The organism is Rhodococcus sp. DK176, assembly GCF_038447315.2.
Lineage (GTDB): Bacteria > Actinomycetota > Actinomycetes > Mycobacteriales > Mycobacteriaceae > Rhodococcus_F > Rhodococcus_F jostii_A.
In genome coordinates, this window is record NZ_CP118321.2 from 2168449 (window position 1) to 2191552 (window position 23104).

Below are 23104 nucleotides of genomic sequence, written 5' to 3' on the forward strand. Positions count from 1 at the left end.
GGAGACGTCGCGGCGGAAGGATATCAGTCGGTGACTACCGTCAGTTGAGGCCCGCGTACGAGTGCAATCCCGACACCACCATGTTGATGATGAACAGGTTGAACAGCATCGCGACGAAGCCCGCCACGTTGATCCATGCGGCCTTGGTGTCGCGCCAGCCCGACGTCGCGCGGGCGTGGAGGTAGGCGGCGTAGATCACCCAGGCGATGAACGACACCGTTTCCTTGGGGTCCCAGCCCCAGAATCGGCCCCAGGCGGCCTCGGCCCAGATGGCGCCGAGGATGACGCCCGCACCGAACAGCGGGAACCCGATGATGGTGGTCTTGTACGCCAGCCGGTCCAGGGTCTGCGCGTCGGGCAGCCGCTCCGCGATCCGCGCGAACACGCCCATTCCCTCCTCGCCGCGCGGGTACCGCATGCGCAGCAGGAACAGCAGGCTCGCGATGCCCGACACCAGGAACACACCGGAACCGACGCTCACGATGGTGACGTGGATGGGCAGCCAGTACGACCGCAGTGCGGGCACCACGGGCGCCGCGTCCGCGTACAGCACGGTGGCGGCGAGGAACATCAGGATCAGGACGGGGACGAGCAGGAACACCCACATCGACCGGTACGCCGGCTTCGACAGGAGTGCGAGACCGACGACGAGTGCGGCCGCGCAGGCCATGGTCACGAACTCGTACATGTTGCCGAGCGGGAACCGTTCGGTGGCGAATCCGCGCAGCACGATCGACGCGAAGATCAGCACCGTGCCGACGACGAGCACGGCCGCGCCCATCCCGCCGAAGCGCTCGGACATGGGCTTCTTCGGCTGCTCGACCACTCGGCCGGGAACCGAGGGCGCATCGGCCGGGCGGGTGCCGGAGCCTGCCGACACGAGTTCCCGGTCCTGCACGGCCTGCGCCCGGGTGGACGCGTACTGCACGATGAGCAGCACGAGTGCCAGCACCAGCACGGTGAAGGCTGATCGGAAGGCCCAGTCGCTGTACTGCGCCAGTGTCTCGTTGGTCGTCATCGTTGGCTCTCCTGCGCGTCAGGCTTCGTGTCGTCCGTGAGCAGACGGGTGCAGAGTCGGCCGAACTCGTCGCCCCAGCCGGCCTGATCGGTCCGGGCGAGTCCACCAAGCTCTACTACAGTACGTCGTGGGTCAAGATCGGAAGCGCCCGCGGGGTAGATGCGAGCCCAGACGCGGCGACGCTTGACCAGCAGCGAGACGAGCAATCCGGCCATCATCGTCAGCGCCGACACCAGCACCCACTGCTGCGCCGGGTCGTGCGACACCTGCAGGTTCACGAAGTCCACGGCACCGTCGAACCGCACCTGGGTGCCGTCGGCCAGCGTCGAACTCTCCCCCGGTTTCAGATTCACCCGGTCCTGCTTCACGAGCCGGCCCTGGTTGATCAGTTCGGTGTTCAGCGAGAACAACGACTGCGGATTGCCGGTGTCGAGGCCGGTGTCGCCCTTGTAGATGTCGATGGCCACGGCCGGGTCGTTCATGGCCGGGTAACTCGACGCCAGCAGATTGCCGTGGAACAGCGCGGTCGGGGCGAACAGTCCCTCGATCGCGATCTGATTCTTCCGGCGCTCGTCGGTGTCCGTGTACAAGCCGCCGGGCGGGTCGAACCGCATCGCGCCGCTGCTGAGGAACGTCGTCGCGTCGTCGGGCCGCCACTGCAGCGTCTCCGTGCGGGTTTCCCCGTTCGGGAACGTGACGGTGAACGTCGGCGCGTACCCGTGCCCCTGCAGGTAGACGCGGTCACCCTCGACGCGCAGCGGGTGGTTGACCTGCAACTGTCCGTCCCGCCACGTGTTCGTCTCGAGGTCGTCGCCGGCCTGGTAGGCGATGTTGGACGTGAACATCTCGGCCTGACCGCTGTCGAGGTAGTCGGCCGCGAAGTCCTTGACCTTGACGCACAGCGGCGTCATGCCGGTGCCGTCCTGCGTGTTGCCCGCCTTGAAGGAGTCGAAGACCGCGGGCGACGTGGTGCAGAAGCCGGGACCGTTGTTGGCGACCACGATGACGTTGCCCTCGTAGCCGAACAGCTTGCCGATGGCGATCGCGACGAGCAACGCGACGAGCGACAGGTGGAAGACGAGGTTACCGAGTTCGCGGAAGTACCCCTTCTCCGCCGAGATGGTGATCTCGCCGGCGTGTGCGGCGCGTTCCCCGCCCTCGCGGGTCTCGACCCGCCACCCCTTCAGGTGAGCGCGGATGCGGGTGGCGAGTTCCTCCGGTGTCTCGTCGACACGGTCCTCGTGGTGGTGCGGAAGTCGCGCGAGGTTCCGCGGGGCAGGCACCGGACGGGTGCGCAGCGCCTTGGCGTGGTCGACGCAGCGCGGAAGGATGCAGCCGACGAGGGAGATGAAGAGCAGGACGTAGATCGCGGTGAACCAGAAGCTGCCGAACACGTCGAACAGCTCGAGCTTGTCCATCCACGGGCCGAGGGTCGGCCGGTTCGAGATGTACTCGTCGACCTTGCCCGCGTTGAGGCTGCGCTGCGGGAGCAGGGCGCCCGGAATGGCCGCGAGGGCCAGCAGGAACAGCAGCACCAGCGCGGTGCGCATGGACGTGAGGCCACGCCAGGTGTTGCGGACGAGCGCGAACGCGCGACCCGGCAGCGATTGACGGGGCACCGGTGCGGCTTCCGGGGCCTCGGGGGTCTGGGTATCGCTCATATGGGGAGAGTCACTTCCGAGATGAAGGCGTCGCGAACCCAGCCGACGAACTGGTCCCACGCGCCGGTGACGAGGGCGATGCCCACGGCCACCAGCATGATTCCGCCGAAGATTTGAATGGTGCGCGCGTTGCGGCGCAGCCAGCCGACACCGCGCAGCGCGCGGGACGAGCCGAGCGCCAGGATCACGAACGGCAGCCCGAGGCCGAGGCAGTACGCGACGATCAGGGCCACTCCGCGGGCGGCGGTGGCACCGTCGGTGCCTGCGGCCAGGGAGATAACACCCGCCAGGGTGGGGCCGAGGCACGGGGTCCAGCCCAGTGCGAACACGGCACCGAGGAGAGGCGCCCCGGCCAGGCTGGAGATCCGGCGCGGCTCGAGCCTCGTGTCCCGCTGCAGGGCCGGGATCAGACCGATGAACACCAGGCCCATGGCGATGGTGACCACCCCACCGACCCGCATCAGGACGTCGCGGTTGATCGCGAGGGCCGAGATGGCGCCGAACACGGACGCGGTGGCCAGCACGAATACCACGGTGAAACCGGCGACGAACAGGGCCGCGGCGCCCGCGACCCGCAGCCGTCCGTCGGCGGCAGTCTTCGTGCGGGTGGCCGCCTCCTCCGCGGTGACGGCCGGTGCGTCCGCGCCGACCACACCTGCGAGGTAGGACAGGTATCCCGGAACGAGAGGCACGACGCACGGCGACGCGAACGACACCAGACCGGCGAGGACGCACGCACCGAGCGCGAGCAGCAGCGGTCCGGATGCCGCGGTGGACTGGAAGGCGTCGCCGACGCCGCCGGCGAGAAGGGTGGTGCTGGTGCTCACGATTCCCGTGCCACCCGTTCGACCACCGGCTTCAGGTCCTCGGCGAGCAGTTCCTTCAGGAACACGGCGGCCACGCGGTGTTCCCGGTCGAGCACGATCGTGGTGGGGATGACGCTCGTGGGGTAGTTCTGCCCCAGCGCGATCATCGTCCGCATGGCGGGGTCGTAGATCGACGAATACGACACCTTGTTGTCGATCACGAAGTCCTGCGCCTTGTCCTGCTGGTTGTCCCGCACGTTGATCCCGAGGAACGACACTCCCTGATCCTTGGTCTCCTCGTACACCTGCTCGAGGTCGTTCGCCTCACCCCGGCACGGGCCGCACCACTGCCCCCACACGTTGAGGACAACCACCTGCCCCTCGAAATCGTCGAGCGAGGTGGTCTTGCCCTCGGTCATCAGGTCGGGTCCGGACACCGTGCCGATGGTGCCGCGGTCGGCAGGCGGGTCGTAGAAGATCTCCGTCTGCCCGCCCGGCGACACGAAGTCGAACGTGCCGCCCTGGGCCACGGCGTCGTCGCCGGACGCACACGCCGTCAGCGACACCGCGGCCGTACAGATCACCGCGAGAAGCCCGGCGAAGCGCCCCCGACTCATGCCCCGGTCACCCTCGGATCCGACGCGCCCGCGGGCTCCGAGTACACGATGTCGATGAGGGTGTCGCCCTCGTAGACGAGGGAGGTCAGCGACGCGAGACCGCACTGACGGTGCCGCGGGTCGTGCCACAGCCGCTCCCCCTGCAGGAACCGGCGGAGGGTCCAGACGGGGAGTTGGTGGCTGACGACGACGGCCTCGTGACCCACCGCCGACACGCGGGCGCTGTTGACGGCGGCCAGCATGCGGTGCGCGATCTGCAGGTACGGCTCGCCCCACGACGGGGTGAACGGGTCGCGGAGTTTCCACCAGTGCCGGGGGCGAGACAGCGCGCCGTCGCCGACGGACACCTTGAGGCCCTCGAATTCGTTGCCCGCCTCGATGAGGTTCTCGTCGGTCGCGAGCTCGACGCCGTGTGCGTCGGCGATCGGGGCAGCCGTCTCCTGCGCCCGCTGCAGCGGCGAGGACACCACGTGGGTGATGTCGTGCTTGGCCAGTACCGACGCCACCGCGCGGGCCTGCGCCTCACCCGTCACCGACAGCCGGAACCCGGGGAGCCTGCCGTAGAGGATTCCCCGCGGGTTGTGCACCTCGCCGTGCCGGAGCACGTGCACGATGGTGCGGGTCTGTGTGTGGTCGGGATGATCGGCTTCGGTCACGTTGCGGTTCCTCGGGTCGGGACGGGAGGGCGGGTGGGTGTCGGCGGCAAGGCTGCCGGCCGCGAGGGGAGACGTCACGTCAGGGCTGGACGGCCGCGGCGGCGGCCTTCGCGGCGTGCGGCAGGGCGTCGGCGATGATCGAGAAGGCTCTGTCGTCCATGGCGGCGGAGACGAACCACGCCTCGAATGCGCTCGGCGGCGGGTACACCCCGCGCGAGAGCAGCCCGTGGAAGAACGCGGGGAAGCGCCAGGTCTGGGCGGCCTTGGCCTCGGCGTAGTTGGTCACCGGGTCTTCGCTGAAGAACACGCTGAGCATCGTGCCTGCGGTCTGCACCCGGTGCGGCACGCTCTCGGCGGTCAGCGCGTCGGACAGCAGGGTCCGCAGCGTGGCGCTGTTGCGCTCGAGTGCGTCGTACACGCCCTGGTCCGCGGCGCGCAGGCTGGCGAGCCCGGCGGCGACGGCGACGGGGTTCCCGGACAGGGTGCCCGCCTGGTAGACGGGTCCGGCCGGGGCGAGATGGGCCATGACGTCGGCGCGGCCACCGAATGCGGCGGCGGGCAGACCGCCGCTCATCACCTTGCCGAACGTGTAGAGGTCACCGGCGACGCCGTCGAGTCCGAACCAGCCGGCGGAGCTGACGCGGAATCCGGTCATCACCTCGTCCATGATGAGCAGCGCGCCGTTGTCGCTGGTCAGCTTCCGCAGGCCCTCGTTGAATCCGGGCTGCGGCGCCACTGCGCCCATGTTGCCGGCGGCGGCCTCGGTGATGACGCACGCGATCCGGCCCTCGTTCGCGGCGAAGGCCTGGGCGACGGCGTCGAGGTCGTTGTAAGGAACGACGATGGTGTCCTCGGCCTGCGCGCCCGTCACGCCGGGTGATGTCGGGAGGCCGAACGTGGCGAGCCCCGAACCGGCATCGGCCAGCAGGGCGTCGACGTGTCCGTGGTAGCAGCCGGAGAACTTGAGGACCTTGGTTCGGCCGGTGAATCCGCGGGCCAGGCGGACGGCGCTCATGGTGGCTTCGGTGCCGGAGTTGACCAGGCGCACCTTCTCCACCGGCGCGACCCGGCCGACGATCTCCTCGGCCAGTTCGATCTCGCCCTCGGTGGGCGCGCCGAACGACAGGCCGGTGGCGGCCGCCTTCTGCACGGCCTCGACGACGGCGGGGTGCGCGTGCCCGAGGATCATCGGTCCCCAGGAGCAGATGAGGTCGACGTAGTCGTTGCCGTCGACGTCGGTGAGCGTGTAACCGGACGCTTCCTTGATGAACCGCGGGGTGCCGCCGACCGAGTGGAAGGCTCGCACCGGGGAGTTGACGCCGCCGGGAATGACCAGATCAGCCCTCTCGAAGAGCTGGGCGGAGCGGGATGCGTGCACGTCGGGGTCACCGGAGGAAACAGTCACGGCCTCCAGTGTCCCAGTTCTGTCGAATTTGCCAACGACAGGGTGTAGTGGGTGGCCAGGATCACTCTGCCCGATCCGCCGCACCGGGTGGTTCCGGGACGAGCGAGGCGAACATCGCGCGCATCTCCTCGGAGAGTTTCATCAGTTCCACGTATCCGCCGAGCGGGCCGCCCTCGAGGTACGCGAACTCCATCCCGACGCCCTCGAACCGGCCCCGCTGCACCACCGGCAGTCCCCGGCACCCGGCCTCGGCGAGGGTGGCCTCGAAGTCGTCGGGGACCCAGGCCACATGATGGACGCCGGGACCGCTCGTCTCCAGTTGTTCTGTGTAGAGGTTGCGTCCCGACACCGGCTGGATCAGCTCGAGCTGCTGTCCGCCTGCGTATCCGAGCGACACGTGGACCACGTAGTCGGCGGGCTGCCCGCGGTACGTGCAGTGCTCGGGTCCGAAGTGCACGTCCGGGAGCCGCAACCATCGCGCGACGCCGAGCTGATCGGTGAAGTACCGCTCCGCCGACTCGATGTCGTCGACGACCCAGCAGATCTGGAAGATCGGGCCTGCGACGAGGCTCATGCCATCTTCCCGTTGTCCACCGAGTACACGGCGCCGTGGATGGCGGACGCGTCGTCGGATGCGAGGAAGGCCACCGTCTTCGCTACGTCCTCTGGTTCCATCAGCCCTCGCGGGGAGGCCGACTTCAGGACGAGCTCGAAATCGACGCCGTCGGGGAAGGCGAAATTCGAGACCTGCGGCGTCATCATCCCGCCCGGGCAGACGGCGTTGATCCGCAGCGGTGTGCCGGTGAACTCGAGTGCCATCGCGCGGGTGAGACCCACCAGTCCGTGTTTGGCGGCGCAGTAGCCGGCCGAGTACGCCTGCCCCTGCAATCCGGCGACGGACGCGACGTTGACGATGTTGCCTCCGCGTTCGAGCAGATGCGGCAGTGCTGCCCGTGACAGGTAGAACGGCCCGTTCAGGTTCACGGCGAGATCGTGTGCCCAGTCCTCGTCCGTGACGTCAGCGGTGTGCCGGAGGGTGTGCGAACCGGCGACGTTGATCAGGACGTCGAGACCGCCGAGCCCGGCGACGCAGGCTGCCACGGCCACGCTGCATGCTTCCGGCGACGCCACGTCCGCCGGCGCACAGTGCCCCGCGGCCTCCGGTCCGGCGATCTCGATCATGGCCTGCCGCAGCGCATCCCCGTCCCGCGCGACCCCGAAGACGCGGGCTCCCCGCTCGGTGAGGAGCCGGGCCACGGCGTGCCCGAGCCCCGAGGAGGCCCCGGTGACGAGAGCGACTTTCCCTGCGAACGTTCCCCGATCCCTGTCATCCATCAGTCGATGATGCACTGCGTGCCGATCGGAGGTTCACAGATTGCCGCGCGCCGCCTGCTCACGCTCGATGGATTCGAACAGGGCCTGGAAGTTACCCGCCCCGAACCCGAGCGAACCGTGCCGTTCGATCACCTCGAAGAACACGGTCGGCCGGTCGCCGAGCGGTTTGGTGAAGATCTGCAGGAGGTATCCGTCCTCGTCGCGGTCGACGAGGATTCCGCGCTTCTGCAGTTCCTCCACCGGCACCCGCACCCTGCCGATCCGGGCGCGCAGCTGTGGGTCCTCGTAGTACGCGTCGGGTGTGTTCAGGAATTCGACACCCTCGGCCCGCAACGCGTCCACCGTCGCGAGGATGTCTCCGGTCGCGAGGGCCAGATGCTGGCAGCCCGGCTCACCGTAGAACTCGAGATATTCGTCGATCTGCGACTTCTTCTTTCCCACCGCGGGTTCGTTGAGCGGGAACTTCACCCGGTGATTGCCGTTCGCCACGACCTTCGACATCAGCGCCGAGTACTCCGTGGCGATGTCGTCGCCGACGAATTCGGCCATGTTCGTGAAGCCCATGACGCGGTTGTAGAACCGGACCCAGTGATCCATCCGGCCCATCTCGACGTTGCCGACGGCGTGGTCGAGCGCCTGGAACAATCGCGGGGGTTTACCCGGTCGCGCCGCGAAACCGCTGGAGCGCGCGACGAATCCGGGGAGGTAGGGGCCGTCGTACCGGCTTCGGTCGACGATGGTGTGCCGGGTGCTGCCGTACGTGGCGATCGCCGCGAGCCGCACGGTGCCGAACTGATCCGTGACGTCGCGCGGCTCCTCGAGAATGGTGGCCCCCTGCGAGCGTGCATGCGCGATGCAGCGGTCGACGTCGAGAACTTCCATCGCCAGGTCCACCACGCCGTCGCCGTGCGCCCGGTGATGGTCCGCGAGCGGGCTCTTCGGATCGACGGCGCCGTGCAGCACGAACCGTGCCGACCCCGACTCGAGGACGAAGGACTTGTGCGAGCGCTGACCGGTCTCCGGCCCGGCGTAGGCGACGAGGGTCATGCCCCACGTGGAGACGAAGTACTGCGTGCTCTGCGTCGCGTTGCCGCACACGAACACCACGGCATCCATCGCGACCACGGGAAACGGATCCGACGCGTCGTCGTGTTCGACGAGCCCGACCAACTGCCGGAGCTCGTCGGTCTCCAGATGTGCGGCCACCTCGCGGGGCGTCAGGCGAATGTCGGCGGTAGTCATACCTCACTGTGATCCAGCACACAGCACTGCGCAACGGTGCCTCTTGACGCTGTTCAATCTGTACAGTTTGCTGGATCAAAAGACGGATCGACCCTACATATTGACCAGGGACGCCATGAGTATCGATAGCCTCGACGCCGCGCTACTCGACCTGCTGCATGCCGAGCCGAAAGTCGGCGTGCTCGAGGCGTCGAGACGCCTGGGCGTGGCGCGCGGCACCGTTCAGGCGCGTCTCGACCGGCTCGAACGCACCGGCGTGATCACCAGTTCGGCACCGACCCTCGACCCGGAGGCACTGGGGTTTCCGGTGGTCGCGTTCGCCACCCTCGAGATCGCCCAGGGCAACGGGCACGCCGCGGTCGTCGAGCATTTGACCGCCATCCCCGAAGTTCTCGAGGCGCACACGATCACCGGAGCCGGCGACGTCCTGGTCCGTGTGGTGGCGCGCACCCACGCCGACCTGCAGCGGGTGATCAACTCGATCGTGGACGGGCACAACGTCCTTCGCTCGTCGACCGTCATCGCGACGCAGACCCAGATCGCCCTGCGTCACGAGCAGCTCGTCCGGGCGGCGGTTCCTCCGCCCACAGTCAGCGATCCTCGGGACTCAGCTCGTCCAGCAGTGAACTGAGCACGTAGCAGGCGTCGTCGAACCGGTCGTGGCCGACGATGCCGCCCCAGCGGTGCTCGATCTCGGCGACCCGCACGGCGGCGTCCTGCAGCGCCCGCCGTCCCCGCGCGGTCGGGACGACCAGTTTCGCCCGCCGGTCCGTTGCGTCCGGAACCCGCTCGACGTACCCGAGATCCTCGAGATCGTTGATCAGTTCGGACGCGGCGGACAAACTCAGTTCGGCACGGGAGGCGATCTCCGTCAACCGACGCCCGTCCCAGCCGATGTTGCCGAAGATCTGCAGATGCGGCGGGCGGATGTCGCCGTAACCGCGTTCTGCCATCGGCTCGCTCAACTCCCGGCGGAACTCGTGCAGCAAACGAACCAGCAACTGCCCCACCGCAGGGCGATCGGACGGCAGACCCCTTGACCGTTCCATGACACAGGAGAATACGACGGTTACCGAAGTTTCGGTTTCCGAAGCAATACTCGAGCACACGCACCTGGGGCATCCCATGGACACACAATCGATCACCCGGACCGTCCCGACGAGCGTCGGGAGCCTCGCCGTCCACGTCACCGGCAGCGGACCGCCGACCGTGCTCTGGCACAGCCTTTTCGTCGACTCGACGACGTGGGCGCCTCTGCGCAGCCACCTGGTCGGGCACCGGCAAGTGATATCGATCGACGGACCCGGCCGCGGAGCGAGCACCGCCGTACAGCGGCGGTTCACGATGGAGGAGTGCGCGGAGGCGGCGATCACCGTCCTCGACGTGCTCGGCGTCATCGAGCCCGCCGACTGGGTGGGCAATGCCTGGGGTGGACACGTCGGGCTCGTCGCGGCCGCCCACACTCCCGACCGGTGCCGCACCCTGGTCACCATCGGGACACCGACCCAAGCCCTCACGCGCAGGGAACGCGCCAGGATCGTGCCGATGGTGTGGGCCTACCGCATCGCCGGGCCGATTCCACCGCTCACTACCGCGGTGATGAACGTCCTTCTCGGCAAGGAGCTTTCACGAACCCACCCGCAACAGTTCCAGGCCGTCGCCAGGACCTTCCGGCAGGTACCACGACGCGGCATGCACCAGGCGATGGAGTCGATCATGCTGCACCGCAAGGGCCTCGACCCTCTCCTCCCCCGGATCGAGGCGCCGACGCTGATGGTCGTCCCCCGCGCAGACACGATGATCTCCCTCGAGCAGGCACGGGCCGCCGCGGCGACGATGCCGCACGCCGGGGCCACCACGGTGGACGGCGCCGGCCACATCACACCACTGATCGCCGACCCGGCCGCACTCACCGACCTGATCACCGCCTTCTGGCGCGACCCCGTGGGATATCTCGCGATGATCAGCACGTCGGCCTGACTCGACTGGTCCACTCCTGGTTCCGGCATCGAAGGCCGCCCGGCTAACGAATCGGCTCTCGGCGCCGATGGACCGAGAGCATCCGCTGAACAAGATCGAACACACTGGGGAGGTAGTCGCGGGATCGGCTGATCTGGCCGCCGGGATCGGCCATTGGCTTCAGGCCGGGCTTCTGAGCGGAGATCCACTGGCGATCGCGGCCGGCTTCGTCGTCATGGTCGTGGGTGGACTGTTCATGGGATTGCCGTTCTGACAACGTCGGCGGGCCGCCGGTGACGAGCGGCCACTCGATCCCGGACCTCACCCACTACCCGTGCGACTCGTCCTTCTCCCACGGCGGCAGGTCGTCGACGATCAGGGCAACGAGCCACGGCAGGGGCAGCGACACACCGATGATCGCCACAGCCACCCACGGGTTGCCGGACAGACCGTAGACCACCGCGGACAGCAGGAAAGCGAGAAACCTGAACGACGCCACGATCACGTACTTGCGCACCCGTACCCGATGCTGTTGTTCGAGTGACACCGATGCCGTGGTGATACTGATCGGGTGGCGGGCGGTGCCACTCGGTGCGGAGGTCCACCGGAAGGCCGGGCCCGTGACGGCGGCGCGAAGTATGCGGGAAAAGTTCACCACACCGGAATACCCAGGACATTACAGAGTGCAACGCCCATCGCCGATGTTACGGTCGGCCAGAGGAAGGTGATCGCAGATGCGTAGAGTACGAATGCTTCTCGGAGGTATCGGTATCGCAACGGCGGTCGCCATGACCGGCACGGGCATCGCAGCCGCAGCCCCCGACGCTCCCCCGCCGGGTGAGCGCGTGACCACCCTGCAGGTTCCGCCCATCGGCATGAGCCCGGTTCTGGCCGCCTACTTCACGGTCGAGGCAGTCACGGGTCGTGCTCCCGGAGTCGTTCTGTTGCGGACCGTGAGCGAGTGCTACCTCCTGAACTCGATCAGTGCGCAGCAGACCTGCATACCCGGCCCGGGCAATTCCATGCGGGCGAACGCGGTGCGGGTGCACTGGCTGAACGTGAACACCGGAGCGAGTGGCGCGGCCACGATTCCCATCGGCACCGTCGGCTCGACCGACTCGCCTCGCCCGGAGGTCGATGTGGCCACCGGCGCCGGACGAATCGTCGTCAGCACGACGGCGCCGGCCGAGTACCCACAGTCGTTGCTCCCGGGCTTCGGCACGTTCGATGTGCCCTGATCGCCGGACCTGTTCCTCGACCGACATCACGCGCCTCGGAGCGACGGCTAGTGTCGAGTCATGGCCACCAAAGCTGACCACCTGAGAAGCACACTCGACGGACGCTGGCGGGAGGTACGCGAGCGCGTCAGGGCGGAATTGTCCGGCTCCCCCGACTTCGCACCGCACTACACCCCCGACCTCGACGAGGCCCGCGCCAAGACGCTGGCGCAGTTGCGTCTGCTCGCGAGCAACGGCTACGCCGCCGACGGATTCGCGAAAGACCACGGCGGCACCGGTGACGCGGGCGCCGCAGTCACGAGCATCGAGATGCTCGCGATGTCGGATCTGTCCCTGATGGTGAAGGCCGGCGTGCAGTGGGGACTGTTCGGTGGCGCGATCGAGAACCTCGGTACGGCGCGCCATCACGAGGCGTACGTGAAGCGTCTCGTCGACCTGGATCTGCTGGGTTGTTTCGCGATGACCGAGACGGGTCACGGCAGCGACGTGCAGGCGCTCGAGACCACCGCGACGTACGACGCGGACGCGGGCGAATTCGTCATCCACTCCCCCACGCCGTCCTCGCGCAAGGACTACATCGGCGGGGCGGCGCAGCACGCGACGATGGCGGCCGTGTTCGCGCAGTTGATCACGGGCGGCGAGTCGCAGGGCGTGCACTGCTTCGTGGTGCCGATCCGGGACGAGGACGGCAACGACCTCCCCGGCGTCCACACGTCGGACTGTGGTTACAAGGGCGGACTTCCCGGCGTCGACAACGGCCGGATCACGTTCGACCAGGTCAGAATTCCGCGGGAGAACCTGCTCAACAAGTACGCCGACGTCGAACCCGACGGCACGTACACCTCACCGATCGACAACGCGAACCGCCGATTCTTCACGATGGTGGGCACTCTCGTGCGGGGACGCGTCACGGTGGGCGGGTCCGCAGGCGCCGCAGCCCGCGTCGCATTGTCGATCGCCACCCGATATGCGTTGCAGCGCAGGCAGTTCAATGCCCCGCAGGCCGAGGACGAGGTGCTGCTCATGGACTACCTCGTCCACCAGCGCAGGCTGTTCCCGTTGATCGCACGCTCCTACGCTCTGCAGTTCGCCCAGAACGAGCTCGTCGCCAAGATGCACGAAATCCAGAGCAGCGCCGACGCCGACCCCCAGGAACAGCGTGAGCTCGAGGGCCGCGCCGCCGGGCTCAAGGTTGCGAACACCTGGCACGCCACTCGTGCGATCCAGGAGGCCCGTGAAGCGTGTGGCGGCGCCGGGTACATGGCCGAGAACCGCCTCACGGCACTCAAGGCCGACACGGATGTGTTCACCACGTTCGAGGGCGACAACCACGTCCTGACGCAGCTCGTGGCCAAGGAACTGCTCACGTCCTACGCGGACGAGGTGCGCGGCATGAGCCCCGTCGAATGGATGCGCTTCGCTGCCACCACGGTCTCCGACGTCGTCAAGAAGCGCACCGCCGCGCAACAGATCATCCAGACGATCCTCGACACGAGGCAGGACAACGAGGAGGACGGCAGCCTCTTCAACCGCGGCACCCAGCTGACGATGTTCGAGGACCGCGAGCAGTACCTGCTCGCGACCGCCGCCCGTCGCCTCCAGGGTGCGCAGAAGCGCGAGGAGAACCCGTTCGACGCCTTCAATTTCGTGCAGGATCACGTGCTGCATGCCGCGCAGGCGCACATCGACCGGATCGTGCTCGAGGCGTTCGTCGCCGGCATCGACGAATGCGAGGACGACGACGCCCGCGACCTGCTGAGCGATGTCTGCGACCTCTACGCGCTGAGCGTGATCGAGGAAGACAAGGCGTGGTTCATGGAGCACCGGCAGCTGTCGGTGGAGCGGTCGAAGGCGGTGCAGCGGGGAATCAACGAGCGCTGCCGGTCGCTGCGGCCGCACGCGCAGACGTTGATCGAGGGACTCGGGGTTCCCGAGGCGCTACTCGGCTCCGCGATGCTCGACGGTCCCGGGACCGACACCGTCCGCAAGACCCAGATCTTCCGGTGACGAGGACGGCTCGGCGGGTTCGCCCGCCGAGCCGGACCGGAGCCGGCGCACCGAGTCGATCACCAGCAACCCCGCGACCGTCACCAGGCCGGCGGCGACGGCGATCCACGACCCCGAGTACTCGGTTCCGTCGAAGGACGGTGCACCCGGCGCCACGGGACCGAACTCCGATGTGACCTGGGCGTGGTTCCAGCACCACACCGCGGCCACGACACCGGCCACGGCGCCGATCCACTCCGCTGCCACCACCGCGGTCCGGCGGTTCATTCCGCCGACCCGCCCGCCGACTTCGCGAGCAGCGATTCGAGCTGCGCGCGCAGTGCCTCGTCGTCCTTCGCCCACGCCTGTACCAGGGCGCCGCCCCGCAGTCGCAGCCCAATGCCCGTCCGCCGGCGGGGAACCGTGGACAACTCCCCCAGACTCCGGGCGGTTTCCCACGGCTGCTGCTCGTACGACTCCGGGTCGGCGGGGGGCATGATCTTCAGGATCTCGGTGATCGGCAGGTCTTCGGTGCCCTGCCGCAACGACGACGTCGTGAGTTCGACGCTGGCATGCCTACGGGCGGCCACCACCTGCACGTAGACGAAACCGCTGAGCAGCACCGCGAACAGCGACAGCGCGAACCAGTGCACCACCGGGCCGGTCAGTAGTTCGATGATCAGGGCGATCAGGCAGAAGACCGGGCCGAACGCCACCATCCGCCAGCGGGCGCCGGGCTCACTGAACAGGACGGCTGGTTCGCTCACACGCTCATCCTGCGACATCGTGGCCCGCGAGGAAAACGTGGGGCACGTCAGGAGAGGGCGCCCGGGATCACGACGAGCAACAGAGTCAGCAGCACGAAGGCCACGATGATGGCGAACATCAGTGCTTCTTTACGAGACCCGTGTGCTCGATCGTCAGCGCGCATGGAGAAAAGTCCTTCGGTCGAAATGAAGTCTGCGGTCTGCCCTTGTGACGTACTTCACGGTACATCTTTATATTTCACGAGCAAATCGAAGCTACTCGTCGGAGGGGGGCAACCTCAGGAAGTAGCTGTTGGAATCCTTGCGGTGCATCAGCACGACGGCTCCGACGGCCACCACGGCCTGGAGGATCTGCACGCCGCCGAGAGCGAGCGCGGTGCCGCTTCCGTCGGATCCGATGCCGAAGAGCACCGGGACGGTCCACACCACCATCATCACGCACGCGATGGTGAGCAGCATCCTGGCCCAGTTCCGGCCCTTGCGCATGAAGTGCACGAACAGGAGGAACAGCCCGGTGAGGATCAGGATGAGGACGACCGTGAACCCGATACCCACGTAGAAGAGGGACTCCACGCTGTCGCGGCTCATGTCGACCTCTCCGGATGTGACGCTGGGGTTGTTCATCAGTTCGTCGACGAACGTCGACTTCTCCCCCACCACCAGAACCATCGCGGCCAGTGCCTGGATCAGACCGAGCCCGGCCACCGCCCACAGCAACTGGGCCGCCGTGCCCACATCGACCGGTGCCGGGCGTTCGGGCTTCGGCTGCGGCACCGGCGGGGGGTACGGGAAATCGTGCGGAGACGGGCTCTGCTGCTGCGGAGCCTGGTGCGGCGGTGTCGGTGGCCACTGCTGGGTCATGGCACTACCGTATCCGCCGACGAGACGATCACAACCAGCCGGCCGCTTCGGTCGCCCAGTACGTCAGCACGACGTCCGCGCCTGCGCGGCGGATACTGGTCAGCGATTCGAGGATCGCGGCGTCCCGGTCGATCCAGCCGTTCTGCGCGGCGGCCGTGATCATCGAGTACTCGCCCGAGATCTGATACGCCGCAACGGGGACGGGAGAGCGGTCCGCCGTCTCACGCAGGACGTCCAGGTAGGACATCGCCGGCTTCACCATCACCATGTCGGCGCCCTCGTCGATGTCGAGGTCCACCTCCCGCAGCGATTCCCGGCGATTGGCCGAATCCTGTTGATAGGTACGGCGATCACCCTGCAACGACGAACCGACGGCTTCCCGGAACGGGCCGTAGAACGCCGACGCGTACTTCGCCGAGTACGCGAGCTGCCCGACGTCGGTGTAGTCCGCGTCGTCGAGGGCCTTGCGGATGGCGGCGACCTGGCCGTCCATCATTCCGCTCGGACCGAGCAGATGCGCACCGGCCTCGGCCTGCGCGACCGCCATCTCGACGTACCGCTGCAGCGTGAGGTCGTTGTCGACAGCACCGCTCTCGTCGAGAACGCCGCAGTGACCATGGTCGGTGAACTCGTCCAGGCAGGTGTCCGCCATGATCACCGTCGCATCGCCGACTTCGTCTGCGAGCCAGCGCAATCCGCGGTTCAGGATACCGTCCGGGTCTGACGCGCCGGACCCCTCGGCGTCCTTGTCGTCGGGACGGGGCACCCCGAAGAGCATGAGTCCACCGAGTCCCGCCTCGACCGCTTCCGTCGCCGCCCGACGCAGCGAGTCGGGCGTGTGCTGGAAGACGCCGGGCATCGACGAGATCTCACGAGGCTCGTCGATACCGTCCGCCACGAACATCGGCAACACGAGATGCCGTGGCTCGAGCGAAGTCTCGGCGACGAGACGACGCAGGGCCGGTGTCCGGCGGAGCCGTCGCGGCCGGTGGGTCGGGAACAAGGACATGCCCTCCTTCGTCGGGCCCGTGAGTGGTTGAGGAGTGTCTGGACTCCTCAACCACTCACGGGCGCGTAGCGCCTATCGCCGAGCGCGGGACTTCTTGCGCGGCGGGGGCAGTGCGCCCTCGGCACGCAGGCGCGCGGCGTGCTCGGCGAGAGCCTCCACCAGCGGGCCGACCTGAGCGGTCTCCGGCTGCACGTCCACGCGCAGGCCGAACTCGATGGCCGTCTCGGCGGTCTTCGGACCGATGCAGGCGACGAGGGTGCGCGCGTGCGGCTTTCCGGCGATGCCGACGAGGTTGCGGACGGTCGAGGACGAGGTGAAGCAGACGGCGTCGAACCCACCGGTCTTGATCATTTCGCGGGTCTCGGCCGGCGGCGGCGCGGCCCGGACGGTGCGGTACGCGGTGACGTCGTCGATTTCCCAGCCACGTTCGCGCAGGCCCTCGGCCAGCGTCTCGGTGGCGATGTCGGCGCGGGGCAGCAGAACGCGGTTGACCGGGTCGAACACGTCGTCGTAGGGGGCGAATTCGGCCAGCAGGCCTTCGCTCGACTGCTCACCGGAGGGCACGAGTTCGGGGTTGATTCCGAACGAGCGGACCTTGGCGGCCGTGGCCTCGCCGATGCAGGCGATCTTGACGCCGGAGAACGCGCGGGCGTCGAGCCCGAATTCCTCGAACTTCTCCCACACCGCACGCACCGCGTTGGTGGAGGTGAAGACCACCCACTGGTAGCGGCCGTCGACGAGGCCCTTGACGGACCGTTCCATCTGCGCCGGGCTGCGGGGCGGCTCGACGGCGATGGTGGGCACCTCGATCGGGATGGCGCCGTGCGTGACGAGGCGGTCGCTCATCTCGCCTGCCTGATCCTTGGTGCGCGGCACCAGGACCTTCCAGCCGTACAGTGCGCGCGACTCCCACCAGGACATCTTGTTGCGCTGGGCGACGACCTTGCCGACCGTCACGACCAGCGAACCGACCAGTTCGGAACCGGCCTCGTTCAGGGTCGCGAGCGTGGCCTCGACGGTGCGCTGCTGCCGGGTGGTGCCGCGGACCGTGATGGCGGCCGGGGTCTGCGGAGCCAGGCCGTGCTCGACGAGGGCGCTCGCCGTCTCGGCGAGGTGACCCGACGTGGCGTGCAGGACCAGCGGTCCGGGTGCGGCGGCCAGGGCGGCCCAGTCGACCTCGCCGCGGACGTCGGCCTCGGTGTGCCCCGATCCCAGTGCCATACCGGCGTAGGAGGGGACGGCGGACGCGGACGGCAGGCCCGGCAGGACCTCGAACTGCACCTGGGTACGGGCGACGGCGGTGACCTCGGCGATCACGGAGTCGGTGGTCAGCGGGTCGCCGGACACCAGACGCACGACGTCGTGGCCGTTCCTCGCCTCGTGGACGAGGGTCTTCGCTACCTCCGCCGGCTCACCCAGCGCGGGACGGACCTCGGCGAGCGGCTCACCGGTCTCGGCGTCGACGCCCAGGTCGGTGCCCACCAGGACCGTGACGCCCTTGTCGACGTCGGGGTCGGTGAAGGCGAGGGTTGCTGCGGCAAGGACGTCCCGTGCGTGCACGGTGAGCAGTGCCGGATCGCCCGGTCCGGATCCCACGAACAGGATTCGTCCGGGGGTGTTCTTACGGACTCGGCTCATCGGTAATTCTCCAGTGCGATCATGTGTCGAGATGGGTACAGGAAGCGGATCGGCCGATCAGTCGGCCTTCGCACATCAAACATCGGCATCACCGGCCTCGGTGACATTCATCAGCTCCCGCGCACCGAGCTCGAGAAGCTCACGCGCGACGGAGCGGCCGAGTTCTTCGGCGTTCTCCGGGGAGCCCACGGCCCCCGTGCGTATGACGTCGGAACCGTCGATGGCTGCGGCGCAGCCCCGGACGGACAGTTCGTCGAAGATGCGGCCGTCGTCGTCGAGTGATTCGACGACCTCGGCGATGGCGCCGACGGGCGCGGTGCAGCCGGCCTCGAGCTCGGCGAGCAGTGCGCGTTCCGCGGTGACGGCGGCGCGGCTGTTCGGGTCGTCGAGCTCCGACAGGATCGCGACGAGTGCCGTGTTCGCGGACAGGCATTCGACGGCGAGCGCGCCCTGTGCGGGTGCGGGCAGCATCTGGACCGGTTCGATGGACTCGGTGATCAGGTCCAGACGTCCGATCCGCGCCAGGCCCGCGCGGGCCAGGACGACGGCGTCGAGTTCGCCGGACTCGACCTTGCCGAGGCGCCGCTGCAGGTTGCCGCGCAGCGGACGGATGTCGAGGCCGAGGCCCAGCGCCCGGAGCTGCGACGTGCGCCGCGGTGCGGACGTGCCGACCTTCGAACCGGCGGGCAGTTCACCGAGGACCAGTCCGTCGCGGGCCACGAGCGCGTCGCGGGGATCCTCGCGCGGCGGAATGGCGGCGATGGTGAACCGTTCGTCGGGGGCGGTCGGCAGGTCCTTGTAGGAGTGGACGGCCACGTCGACGCGGCCGTCGGCGAGCGCTTCCCGGAGTTCGGCGGTGAAGACGCCGACGCCGATCTTCTCCACCGATTCCATGGACTGGTCGCCCTTGGTCTTGATGATGACGAGCTCGGCGTCGTGTCCGGCCGAGATCAGTGCGTCGCGCACGGTCCCGGCCTGGGTGGTCGCGAGCTCACTCCCACGGGTTCCGATCCGCAGCGTACGGGTGCCGACGGCGCTCATGCCTGCGATTCCTTCCCATGGTTGTCGTCTGTGACGAAGCGGCGCAGGCGCGGGTCCTGGCCGGCGATGAAACCGTCCGTGATGTCGATGGCGCTCAGGTCGGTGGCGCCGCCGAGGTCGGTGGGCTTGGCGACGGCCTCGACGGATCCGGGGCTGAGTTCGAACAGCTCGCGCAGGGCGGCGGCGTAGGAGTCGCCACCGGGTGCGGAGGCGAGCTGCTTCACCCGGACGGTGGGCGCGTGGAGGAGCTTGTCGACCACTCGCCGCACGGTGCGTGCGACCTCGTCGCGCTCGGGGTCGTCGAGTCCGGGCAGACGCGAATCCAGTCGCATCAACTCCGCCTCGACCACGTCCGCAGCGCGCTGGCGCAGGGCGGTGACGGTCGGCGTGACCTCCGCCAGCCGCTGGCCGGCGAGGTAGTTGGCGAGTTCGGCGGCGACGATCGTCCGGGCGGCGTCGGCGTCGGATGCGGCGGCGCCTGCGGCGGGATCGCGCTGCAGCGATTCCATGTCGAGGACGGTGACCCCGGGCAGACCCGACACTGCGGGCTCGACGTCGCGGGGCAGACCGAGGTCGCAGATGACGAGGGGGCGTTCGGCGTCGCGGCCGGGCTGTGCCAGCGCGCGGTGGGTGTCCGCGAGCGTGACGACGGCGCCGACCGCGCCGGTACAGGTCACGAGGACATCCGCCTGGGCCATCGCGGCCGGGAGTTCGCTCAGTTCGAGGGCTTCCGCCTCGACGCCGTTGGACCGGGCCGTGTCGGCGAGGTGTTCCGCGCGCTCCTTGGTGCGGTTCACGACGACTATGCGGCCGATCCCGGCACGGGTGAGGTGTGCGACCGACAGGCCGCCCATGGATCCGGCACCGACCACGACGGCGGTGCGTCCGGTCAGTCCGCCGTCGCCGACGATGCCGGCGGCCCGGTCGAGGGCCACGGACACGACGGAGGCGCCCGCCGAATCGATGCCGGTCTCCGAATGCACCCGCTTGCCGACGCGCAGCGCCTGCTGGGCGAGTTCGTGCAGCGTGCGGCCCGCGGCCTGCTGCGCGTCGGACGACGCGTAGGCGGTCCTGATCTGCCCCAGGATCTGCTGCTCGCCGATCACCATCGAGTCGAGGCCGCTGGCCACGGCGAACAGGTGCTCCGCCGCAGCCTCGCTGTAGCGCACGTACGCGTGCCGGTGCAGATCGGTGAGATCCAGTCCGGAATGGTCGGCGAGCAATTCGCCGACCTCGGCCAGCGCACCGTGGAACGCATCGACGACGGCGTAGATCTCCACCCGGTTGCAGGTGGAGACGATCATCGCCTCCGAGATGTGCGACGACGCCAGAAGCTTGTCCGTCAACTTCGGGCGATCGGTGTCGGTGACAGCCACCCGCTCGAGAACCGGCACCGGGGCCGTCCTGTGCGAGACCCCGACAAGCAGAACACTCACGGCGCGATCACTGATCCGTTTCTTGGTGCGGTGGACGGGACAGCCGAATGTCCGATGCGGACGCGGGGAGCGGTGGGGACCGACTCCGTATTGCGTGCGCTGTTGAACGAGAGGACCTGCATTTCGACCGCGAGGTCGACGCGGCGCATCTCGACGTGATCGGGGACGTCGAGCGAAGTCGGCGAGAAGCTGAGGATGCACCGCAGTCCGGCGCGCACCAAGCGGTCGGCGACTTCCTGCGCCGCCTCGTCGGGCGTCGAGATGACGCCGATGGTGGCCTCGAGTTCGGCGCAGGCCTGCTCGAGTTCGTCGACGTGCCGCACGGTGAGGTCGCCCACCGGCGCACCGACCCGCGCCGGGTCGCTGTCGAACAGACCGACCATGGAGAACCCGCGACGGCCGAAGCCGCCGTAGCCGGCGAGCGCCTGGCCGAGGTTTCCGACGCCGACGAGCACCACCTTGTGTCCGCGGTCCAGGCCGAGTGCGCGTTCGATGCGGGCCCGCAGGCGCGTCACGTCGTAGCCGACGCCGCGCACACCGTTCGGCCCCAGGAAGGAAAGGTCCTTGCGGAGCTTCGCGGAGCCGACACCGGAAGCGGCGGCGAGTTCCTCGCTCGAGACGATGATCGTGCCGCGTTCCGTCAGCACTCCGAGGACCCGCAGGTACGTCGCGAGGCGCGTCACCGTAGCCTGGGGGATGTCCCGCGATTCGGGGAGCGGAGCCGCGCCGGCGACCGAGGGGGCCGGAGACCCGACCATCGACTGCCCGACCGCCCCCGTGACGCCAGGGGCCACAGACCCATGCGTCTGGTGCGTTTCGGTCACGTCGTTGGCTCCTCGTCCGACCGGCATTCGATGCCGTTCTTCACGATGCTCCGGGGAATTGTTCACACCACGGTAACTGCTTGTGAACCCATGCACAAAGTCGCTGCGACTGCGCGACATGCGGTCCTACCTGCACGGCATCGGAAGATCCCACTTTTAGGGTTCCCTTACTTGCGTAAATCCGAGCGAAGGCGCTCTTCGTCGACCTCCCAGTAACTGTGCTCACGTCCGTCGAGCAATACCACCGGCAATCGGTCGCCGAATTCGGCCCGCAATTCGGGGTCCGTTGCCGCCGCCTCGTCGACGTCTGTGCACGTCAGTTCCAGCCCGAACTCCTCGCACAGAACCAGCAGCAGCTCGCGGGCCGGCGCGCACGCACCGCACCCCGCCCTCGTGAGAAGCGTCACCTCGTGTCCGCCCGTGCTCATCCTCGTCACTTCCTTTCGACGCCTCCGGTGGAGTCACTGTGCCGTTTCGGAGTCCACAGACGCCAATCGGCTCCGAGATGAACGTCACACAGTTCCCTCAGCGCGGCCATCCACCCGCCCCGTCCCCGATTCGGGGGATAGGCTGCTCCCAGAGGCTTCTGCGATACGGGAGGTGCGAGTGCCTGCGCGATCACTACCGAACGGCACGGGTTTCGGTTCAGGTCTGGCGGGGATCATCCTCCCGGGCCGACGCCAGTTCAGGAATCCGCTGGGACCCAGCGAAGCCGAGGTACGTGCCAATGTCGCAGGTGAGGCGAGTGCCGATGCGGCCCTCGCACTCCAAGTCGCGTCCGGCGAGGAAACCGAGCTGGTGGAACACGACGTTCCCCTCGACCTCACGGCGGCCGCGTTCTTCGACGTCGACAACACGATGGTCCAGGGCGCCTCGATCATCCACTTCGCCCGCGGACTCGCCGCCCGCAAGTACCTGAAGACGTCCGACCTCGTCGACTTCGCGTGGAAGCAGATCAAGTTCCGCGTCACCGGCAAGGAGAGCAGCGACGACGTCGCCTCCGGCCGGGAGAAGGCCCTCTCGTTCGTCTCCGGACGGTCGACGGCCGAGCTCGCCCGGCTCGGTGAGGAGATCTACGACGAGGTGATCGCCGACAAGATCTGGCCCGGCACCCGCGCGCTGGCGCAGATGCATCTCGACGCCGGGCAGCAGGTGTGGCTGGTCACCGCGACCCCGGTGGAGCTGGCCCAGGTCATCGCGAAGCGCCTCGGCCTCACCGGTGCCCTCGGCACGGTGGCCGAGAGCGAGGACGGGATGTTCACGGGACGTCTGGTCGGCGACATCCTGCACGGCCTCGGCAAGGCGCACGCCGTGCGCGCCCTGGCCGTCCGCGAGGGGCTCAACCTCAAGCGCTGCACCGCGTACTCGGACAGCCACAACGACGTGCCGATGCTGTCGCTGGTCGGCACGGCCGTCGCGATCAACCCCGACACCGATCTGCGCGAGCTCGCCAAGAACCGGGGCTGGGAGATCCGAGACTTCCGGACCGGACGCAAGGCCGCCAAGATCGGCGTCCCCACGGCGCTGCTCCTCGGCGCTGCCGGCGGCGCACTCGCCGCGATCGTCGCGCGCCGCCGCGAACAGGCGGCCTGAGCCGCGCGGCGG

26 protein-coding genes are annotated in these 23104 nt (G+C 68.4%); 6 read left to right on the plus strand and 20 right to left on the minus strand.

Annotated features, from left to right (window positions below):
- Window positions 1-40: 40 nt before the first annotated feature.
- The 9 genes from ccsB to hppD form a co-directional block, all read right to left on the minus strand.
- Complete coding sequence (ccsB, locus tag PSR88_RS10260) at window positions 41-1018, minus strand: c-type cytochrome biogenesis protein CcsB (RefSeq protein ID WP_016882780.1); 978 nt, start codon at window positions 1016-1018, stop codon at window positions 41-43.
- On the minus strand, window positions 1015-2679 hold the full coding sequence (locus PSR88_RS10265) for a cytochrome c biogenesis protein ResB (protein ID WP_016882779.1): 1665 nt from the start codon (window positions 2677-2679) through the stop codon (window positions 1015-1017). Before PSR88_RS10265 ends, ccsB begins: the two co-directional genes overlap by 4 nt.
- Window positions 2676-3506 carry a cytochrome c biogenesis CcdA family protein gene (locus PSR88_RS10270; protein WP_009474713.1) on the minus strand — a complete coding sequence of 277 codons (831 nt, stop codon included), beginning with the start codon at window positions 3504-3506 and terminating at the stop codon, window positions 2676-2678. The genes PSR88_RS10265 and PSR88_RS10270 overlap by 4 nt, the downstream gene beginning before the upstream one ends.
- A complete protein-coding gene (locus tag PSR88_RS10275) occupies window positions 3503-4102 on the minus strand; it encodes a TlpA disulfide reductase family protein (RefSeq protein WP_016882776.1) in 600 nt (199 codons plus the stop codon). The genes PSR88_RS10270 and PSR88_RS10275 overlap by 4 nt, the downstream gene beginning before the upstream one ends.
- Entirely contained in the window at window positions 4099-4758 is a 660-nt protein-coding gene (locus PSR88_RS10280) for a histidine phosphatase family protein (protein ID WP_009474715.1), read from the minus strand. Before PSR88_RS10280 ends, PSR88_RS10275 begins: the two co-directional genes overlap by 4 nt.
- 79 nt (window positions 4759-4837) lie before the next feature.
- Window positions 4838-6163, minus strand: coding sequence for a glutamate-1-semialdehyde 2,1-aminomutase (hemL, locus tag PSR88_RS10285; protein WP_011594894.1), 1326 nt, complete (start codon window positions 6161-6163; stop codon window positions 4838-4840).
- A gap of 61 nt (window positions 6164-6224) precedes the next feature.
- Complete coding sequence (locus tag PSR88_RS10290) at window positions 6225-6737, minus strand: VOC family protein (RefSeq protein WP_009474717.1); 513 nt, start codon at window positions 6735-6737, stop codon at window positions 6225-6227.
- Window positions 6734-7498 carry an SDR family NAD(P)-dependent oxidoreductase gene (locus tag PSR88_RS10295; RefSeq protein WP_016882774.1) on the minus strand — a complete coding sequence of 255 codons (765 nt, stop codon included), beginning with the start codon at window positions 7496-7498 and terminating at the stop codon, window positions 6734-6736. Before PSR88_RS10295 ends, PSR88_RS10290 begins: the two co-directional genes overlap by 4 nt.
- A gap of 33 nt (window positions 7499-7531) precedes the next feature.
- Window positions 7532-8740 carry a 4-hydroxyphenylpyruvate dioxygenase gene (gene hppD, locus PSR88_RS10300; protein ID WP_009474719.1) on the minus strand — a complete coding sequence of 403 codons (1209 nt, stop codon included), beginning with the start codon at window positions 8738-8740 and terminating at the stop codon, window positions 7532-7534.
- A 115-nt stretch (window positions 8741-8855) separates the two neighbouring features.
- On the opposite strand from hppD, the gene PSR88_RS10305 reads away from it, so the two are divergent.
- A complete protein-coding gene (locus tag PSR88_RS10305) occupies window positions 8856-9371 on the plus strand; it encodes an Lrp/AsnC family transcriptional regulator (protein ID WP_009474720.1) in 516 nt (171 codons plus the stop codon).
- Here PSR88_RS10305 and PSR88_RS10310 read toward each other — a convergent pair.
- Window positions 9331-9789 (minus strand): MarR family winged helix-turn-helix transcriptional regulator, encoded by a 459-nt coding sequence (locus PSR88_RS10310; protein ID WP_029539324.1) that lies wholly within the window; start codon window positions 9787-9789, stop codon window positions 9331-9333. The two genes, PSR88_RS10305 and PSR88_RS10310, sit on opposite strands and share 41 nt — an antisense overlap.
- Window positions 9790-9865: 76 nt before the next feature.
- Between PSR88_RS10310 and PSR88_RS10315 the strand changes: the two genes are divergently transcribed.
- Window positions 9866-10720 (plus strand): alpha/beta fold hydrolase, encoded by an 855-nt coding sequence (locus PSR88_RS10315; RefSeq protein WP_016882771.1) that lies wholly within the window; start codon window positions 9866-9868, stop codon window positions 10718-10720.
- Between the two features lie 67 nt (window positions 10721-10787).
- A complete protein-coding gene (locus PSR88_RS10320; RefSeq protein ID WP_016882770.1) occupies window positions 10788-10973 on the plus strand; it encodes a hypothetical protein in 186 nt (61 codons plus the stop codon).
- A 54-nt stretch (window positions 10974-11027) separates the two neighbouring features.
- Here PSR88_RS10320 and PSR88_RS10325 read toward each other — a convergent pair whose 3' ends face one another.
- Window positions 11028-11354, minus strand: a complete 327-nt coding sequence (locus tag PSR88_RS10325) for a DUF3099 domain-containing protein (protein ID WP_237724095.1) — start codon at window positions 11352-11354, stop codon at window positions 11028-11030.
- A gap of 79 nt (window positions 11355-11433) precedes the next feature.
- On the opposite strand from PSR88_RS10325, the gene PSR88_RS10330 reads away from it, so the two are divergent.
- Together PSR88_RS10330 and PSR88_RS10335 are read left to right on the plus strand one after the other, a co-directional pair.
- Window positions 11434-11937: a hypothetical protein gene (locus tag PSR88_RS10330; RefSeq protein ID WP_011594900.1), complete on the plus strand. Its 504-nt coding sequence runs from the start codon at window positions 11434-11436 to the stop codon at window positions 11935-11937.
- Between the two features lie 60 nt (window positions 11938-11997).
- Window positions 11998-13944 (plus strand): acyl-CoA dehydrogenase, encoded by a 1947-nt coding sequence (locus tag PSR88_RS10335; RefSeq protein ID WP_009474726.1) that lies wholly within the window; start codon window positions 11998-12000, stop codon window positions 13942-13944.
- Here PSR88_RS10335 and PSR88_RS10340 read toward each other — a convergent pair.
- The 9 genes from PSR88_RS10340 to PSR88_RS10380 form a co-directional block, all read right to left on the minus strand.
- Window positions 13876-14211, minus strand: a complete 336-nt coding sequence (locus PSR88_RS10340) for a hypothetical protein (RefSeq protein ID WP_016882768.1) — start codon at window positions 14209-14211, stop codon at window positions 13876-13878. The two genes, PSR88_RS10335 and PSR88_RS10340, sit on opposite strands and share 69 nt — an antisense overlap.
- Window positions 14208-14690 (minus strand): hypothetical protein, encoded by a 483-nt coding sequence (locus PSR88_RS10345; RefSeq protein WP_016882767.1) that lies wholly within the window; start codon window positions 14688-14690, stop codon window positions 14208-14210. Before PSR88_RS10345 ends, PSR88_RS10340 begins: the two co-directional genes overlap by 4 nt.
- A 255-nt stretch (window positions 14691-14945) precedes the next feature.
- Complete coding sequence (locus tag PSR88_RS10350; protein WP_009474729.1) at window positions 14946-15551, minus strand: hypothetical protein; 606 nt, start codon at window positions 15549-15551, stop codon at window positions 14946-14948.
- Between the two features lie 28 nt (window positions 15552-15579).
- Entirely contained in the window at window positions 15580-16554 is a 975-nt protein-coding gene (hemB, locus tag PSR88_RS10355; protein WP_029539323.1) for a porphobilinogen synthase, read from the minus strand.
- A 78-nt stretch (window positions 16555-16632) separates the two neighbouring features.
- A complete protein-coding gene (locus tag PSR88_RS10360; RefSeq protein ID WP_005251986.1) occupies window positions 16633-18198 on the minus strand; it encodes a uroporphyrinogen-III synthase in 1566 nt (521 codons plus the stop codon).
- 75 nt (window positions 18199-18273) lie between these two features.
- The gene (gene hemC / locus PSR88_RS10365; protein WP_007300748.1) at window positions 18274-19239 is read right to left on the minus strand and encodes a hydroxymethylbilane synthase; all 966 of its coding nucleotides are present in this window, start codon (window positions 19237-19239) and stop codon (window positions 18274-18276) included.
- Window positions 19236-20675 (minus strand): glutamyl-tRNA reductase, encoded by a 1440-nt coding sequence (locus tag PSR88_RS10370; RefSeq protein WP_016882766.1) that lies wholly within the window; start codon window positions 20673-20675, stop codon window positions 19236-19238. The genes hemC and PSR88_RS10370 overlap by 4 nt, the downstream gene beginning before the upstream one ends.
- Entirely contained in the window at window positions 20672-21526 is an 855-nt protein-coding gene (locus PSR88_RS10375; protein WP_029539322.1) for a redox-sensing transcriptional repressor Rex, read from the minus strand. The genes PSR88_RS10370 and PSR88_RS10375 overlap by 4 nt, the downstream gene beginning before the upstream one ends.
- A 140-nt stretch (window positions 21527-21666) precedes the next feature.
- Complete coding sequence (locus PSR88_RS10380; RefSeq protein WP_016882765.1) at window positions 21667-21927, minus strand: glutaredoxin family protein; 261 nt, start codon at window positions 21925-21927, stop codon at window positions 21667-21669.
- A 178-nt stretch (window positions 21928-22105) separates the two neighbouring features.
- On the opposite strand from PSR88_RS10380, the gene PSR88_RS10385 reads away from it, so the two are divergent.
- Window positions 22106-23092 carry an HAD family hydrolase gene (locus tag PSR88_RS10385; RefSeq protein WP_009474735.1) on the plus strand — a complete coding sequence of 329 codons (987 nt, stop codon included), beginning with the start codon at window positions 22106-22108 and terminating at the stop codon, window positions 23090-23092.
- The last annotated feature ends 12 nt before the right edge of the window (window positions 23093-23104 follow it).

Coding starts and splice junctions, on each gene's coding strand:
- hemC (WP_007300748.1), bottom strand. CDS start 19,239: ATGAGCGCCGTCGGCACCCGTACGCTGCGGATCGGAACCCGTGGGAGT.
- PSR88_RS10330 (WP_011594900.1), top strand. CDS start 11,434: ATGCGTAGAGTACGAATGCTTCTCGGAGGTATCGGTATCGCAACGGCG.
- PSR88_RS10305 (WP_009474720.1), top strand. CDS start 8,856: ATGAGTATCGATAGCCTCGACGCCGCGCTACTCGACCTGCTGCATGCC.
- PSR88_RS10380 (WP_016882765.1), bottom strand. CDS start 21,927: ATGAGCACGGGCGGACACGAGGTGACGCTTCTCACGAGGGCGGGGTGC.
- PSR88_RS10275 (WP_016882776.1), bottom strand. CDS start 4,102: ATGAGTCGGGGGCGCTTCGCCGGGCTTCTCGCGGTGATCTGTACGGCC.
- PSR88_RS10265 (WP_016882779.1), bottom strand. CDS start 2,679: ATGAGCGATACCCAGACCCCCGAGGCCCCGGAAGCCGCACCGGTGCCC.
- PSR88_RS10335 (WP_009474726.1), top strand. CDS start 11,998: ATGGCCACCAAAGCTGACCACCTGAGAAGCACACTCGACGGACGCTGG.
- PSR88_RS10290 (WP_009474717.1), bottom strand. CDS start 6,737: ATGAGCCTCGTCGCAGGCCCGATCTTCCAGATCTGCTGGGTCGTCGAC.
- ccsB (WP_016882780.1), bottom strand. CDS start 1,018: ATGACGACCAACGAGACACTGGCGCAGTACAGCGACTGGGCCTTCCGA.
- PSR88_RS10375 (WP_029539322.1), bottom strand. CDS start 21,526: ATGCCGGTCGGACGAGGAGCCAACGACGTGACCGAAACGCACCAGACG.
- PSR88_RS10315 (WP_016882771.1), top strand. CDS start 9,866: ATGGACACACAATCGATCACCCGGACCGTCCCGACGAGCGTCGGGAGC.
- PSR88_RS10360 (WP_005251986.1), bottom strand. CDS start 18,198: ATGAGCCGAGTCCGTAAGAACACCCCCGGACGAATCCTGTTCGTGGGA.
- PSR88_RS10350 (WP_009474729.1), bottom strand. CDS start 15,551: ATGACCCAGCAGTGGCCACCGACACCGCCGCACCAGGCTCCGCAGCAG.
- hppD (WP_009474719.1), bottom strand. CDS start 8,740: ATGACTACCGCCGACATTCGCCTGACGCCCCGCGAGGTGGCCGCACAT.
- PSR88_RS10340 (WP_016882768.1), bottom strand. CDS start 14,211: ATGAACCGCCGGACCGCGGTGGTGGCAGCGGAGTGGATCGGCGCCGTG.
- PSR88_RS10320 (WP_016882770.1), top strand. CDS start 10,788: ATGGACCGAGAGCATCCGCTGAACAAGATCGAACACACTGGGGAGGTA.
- PSR88_RS10295 (WP_016882774.1), bottom strand. CDS start 7,498: ATGGATGACAGGGATCGGGGAACGTTCGCAGGGAAAGTCGCTCTCGTC.
- PSR88_RS10310 (WP_029539324.1), bottom strand. CDS start 9,789: ATGGAACGGTCAAGGGGTCTGCCGTCCGATCGCCCTGCGGTGGGGCAG.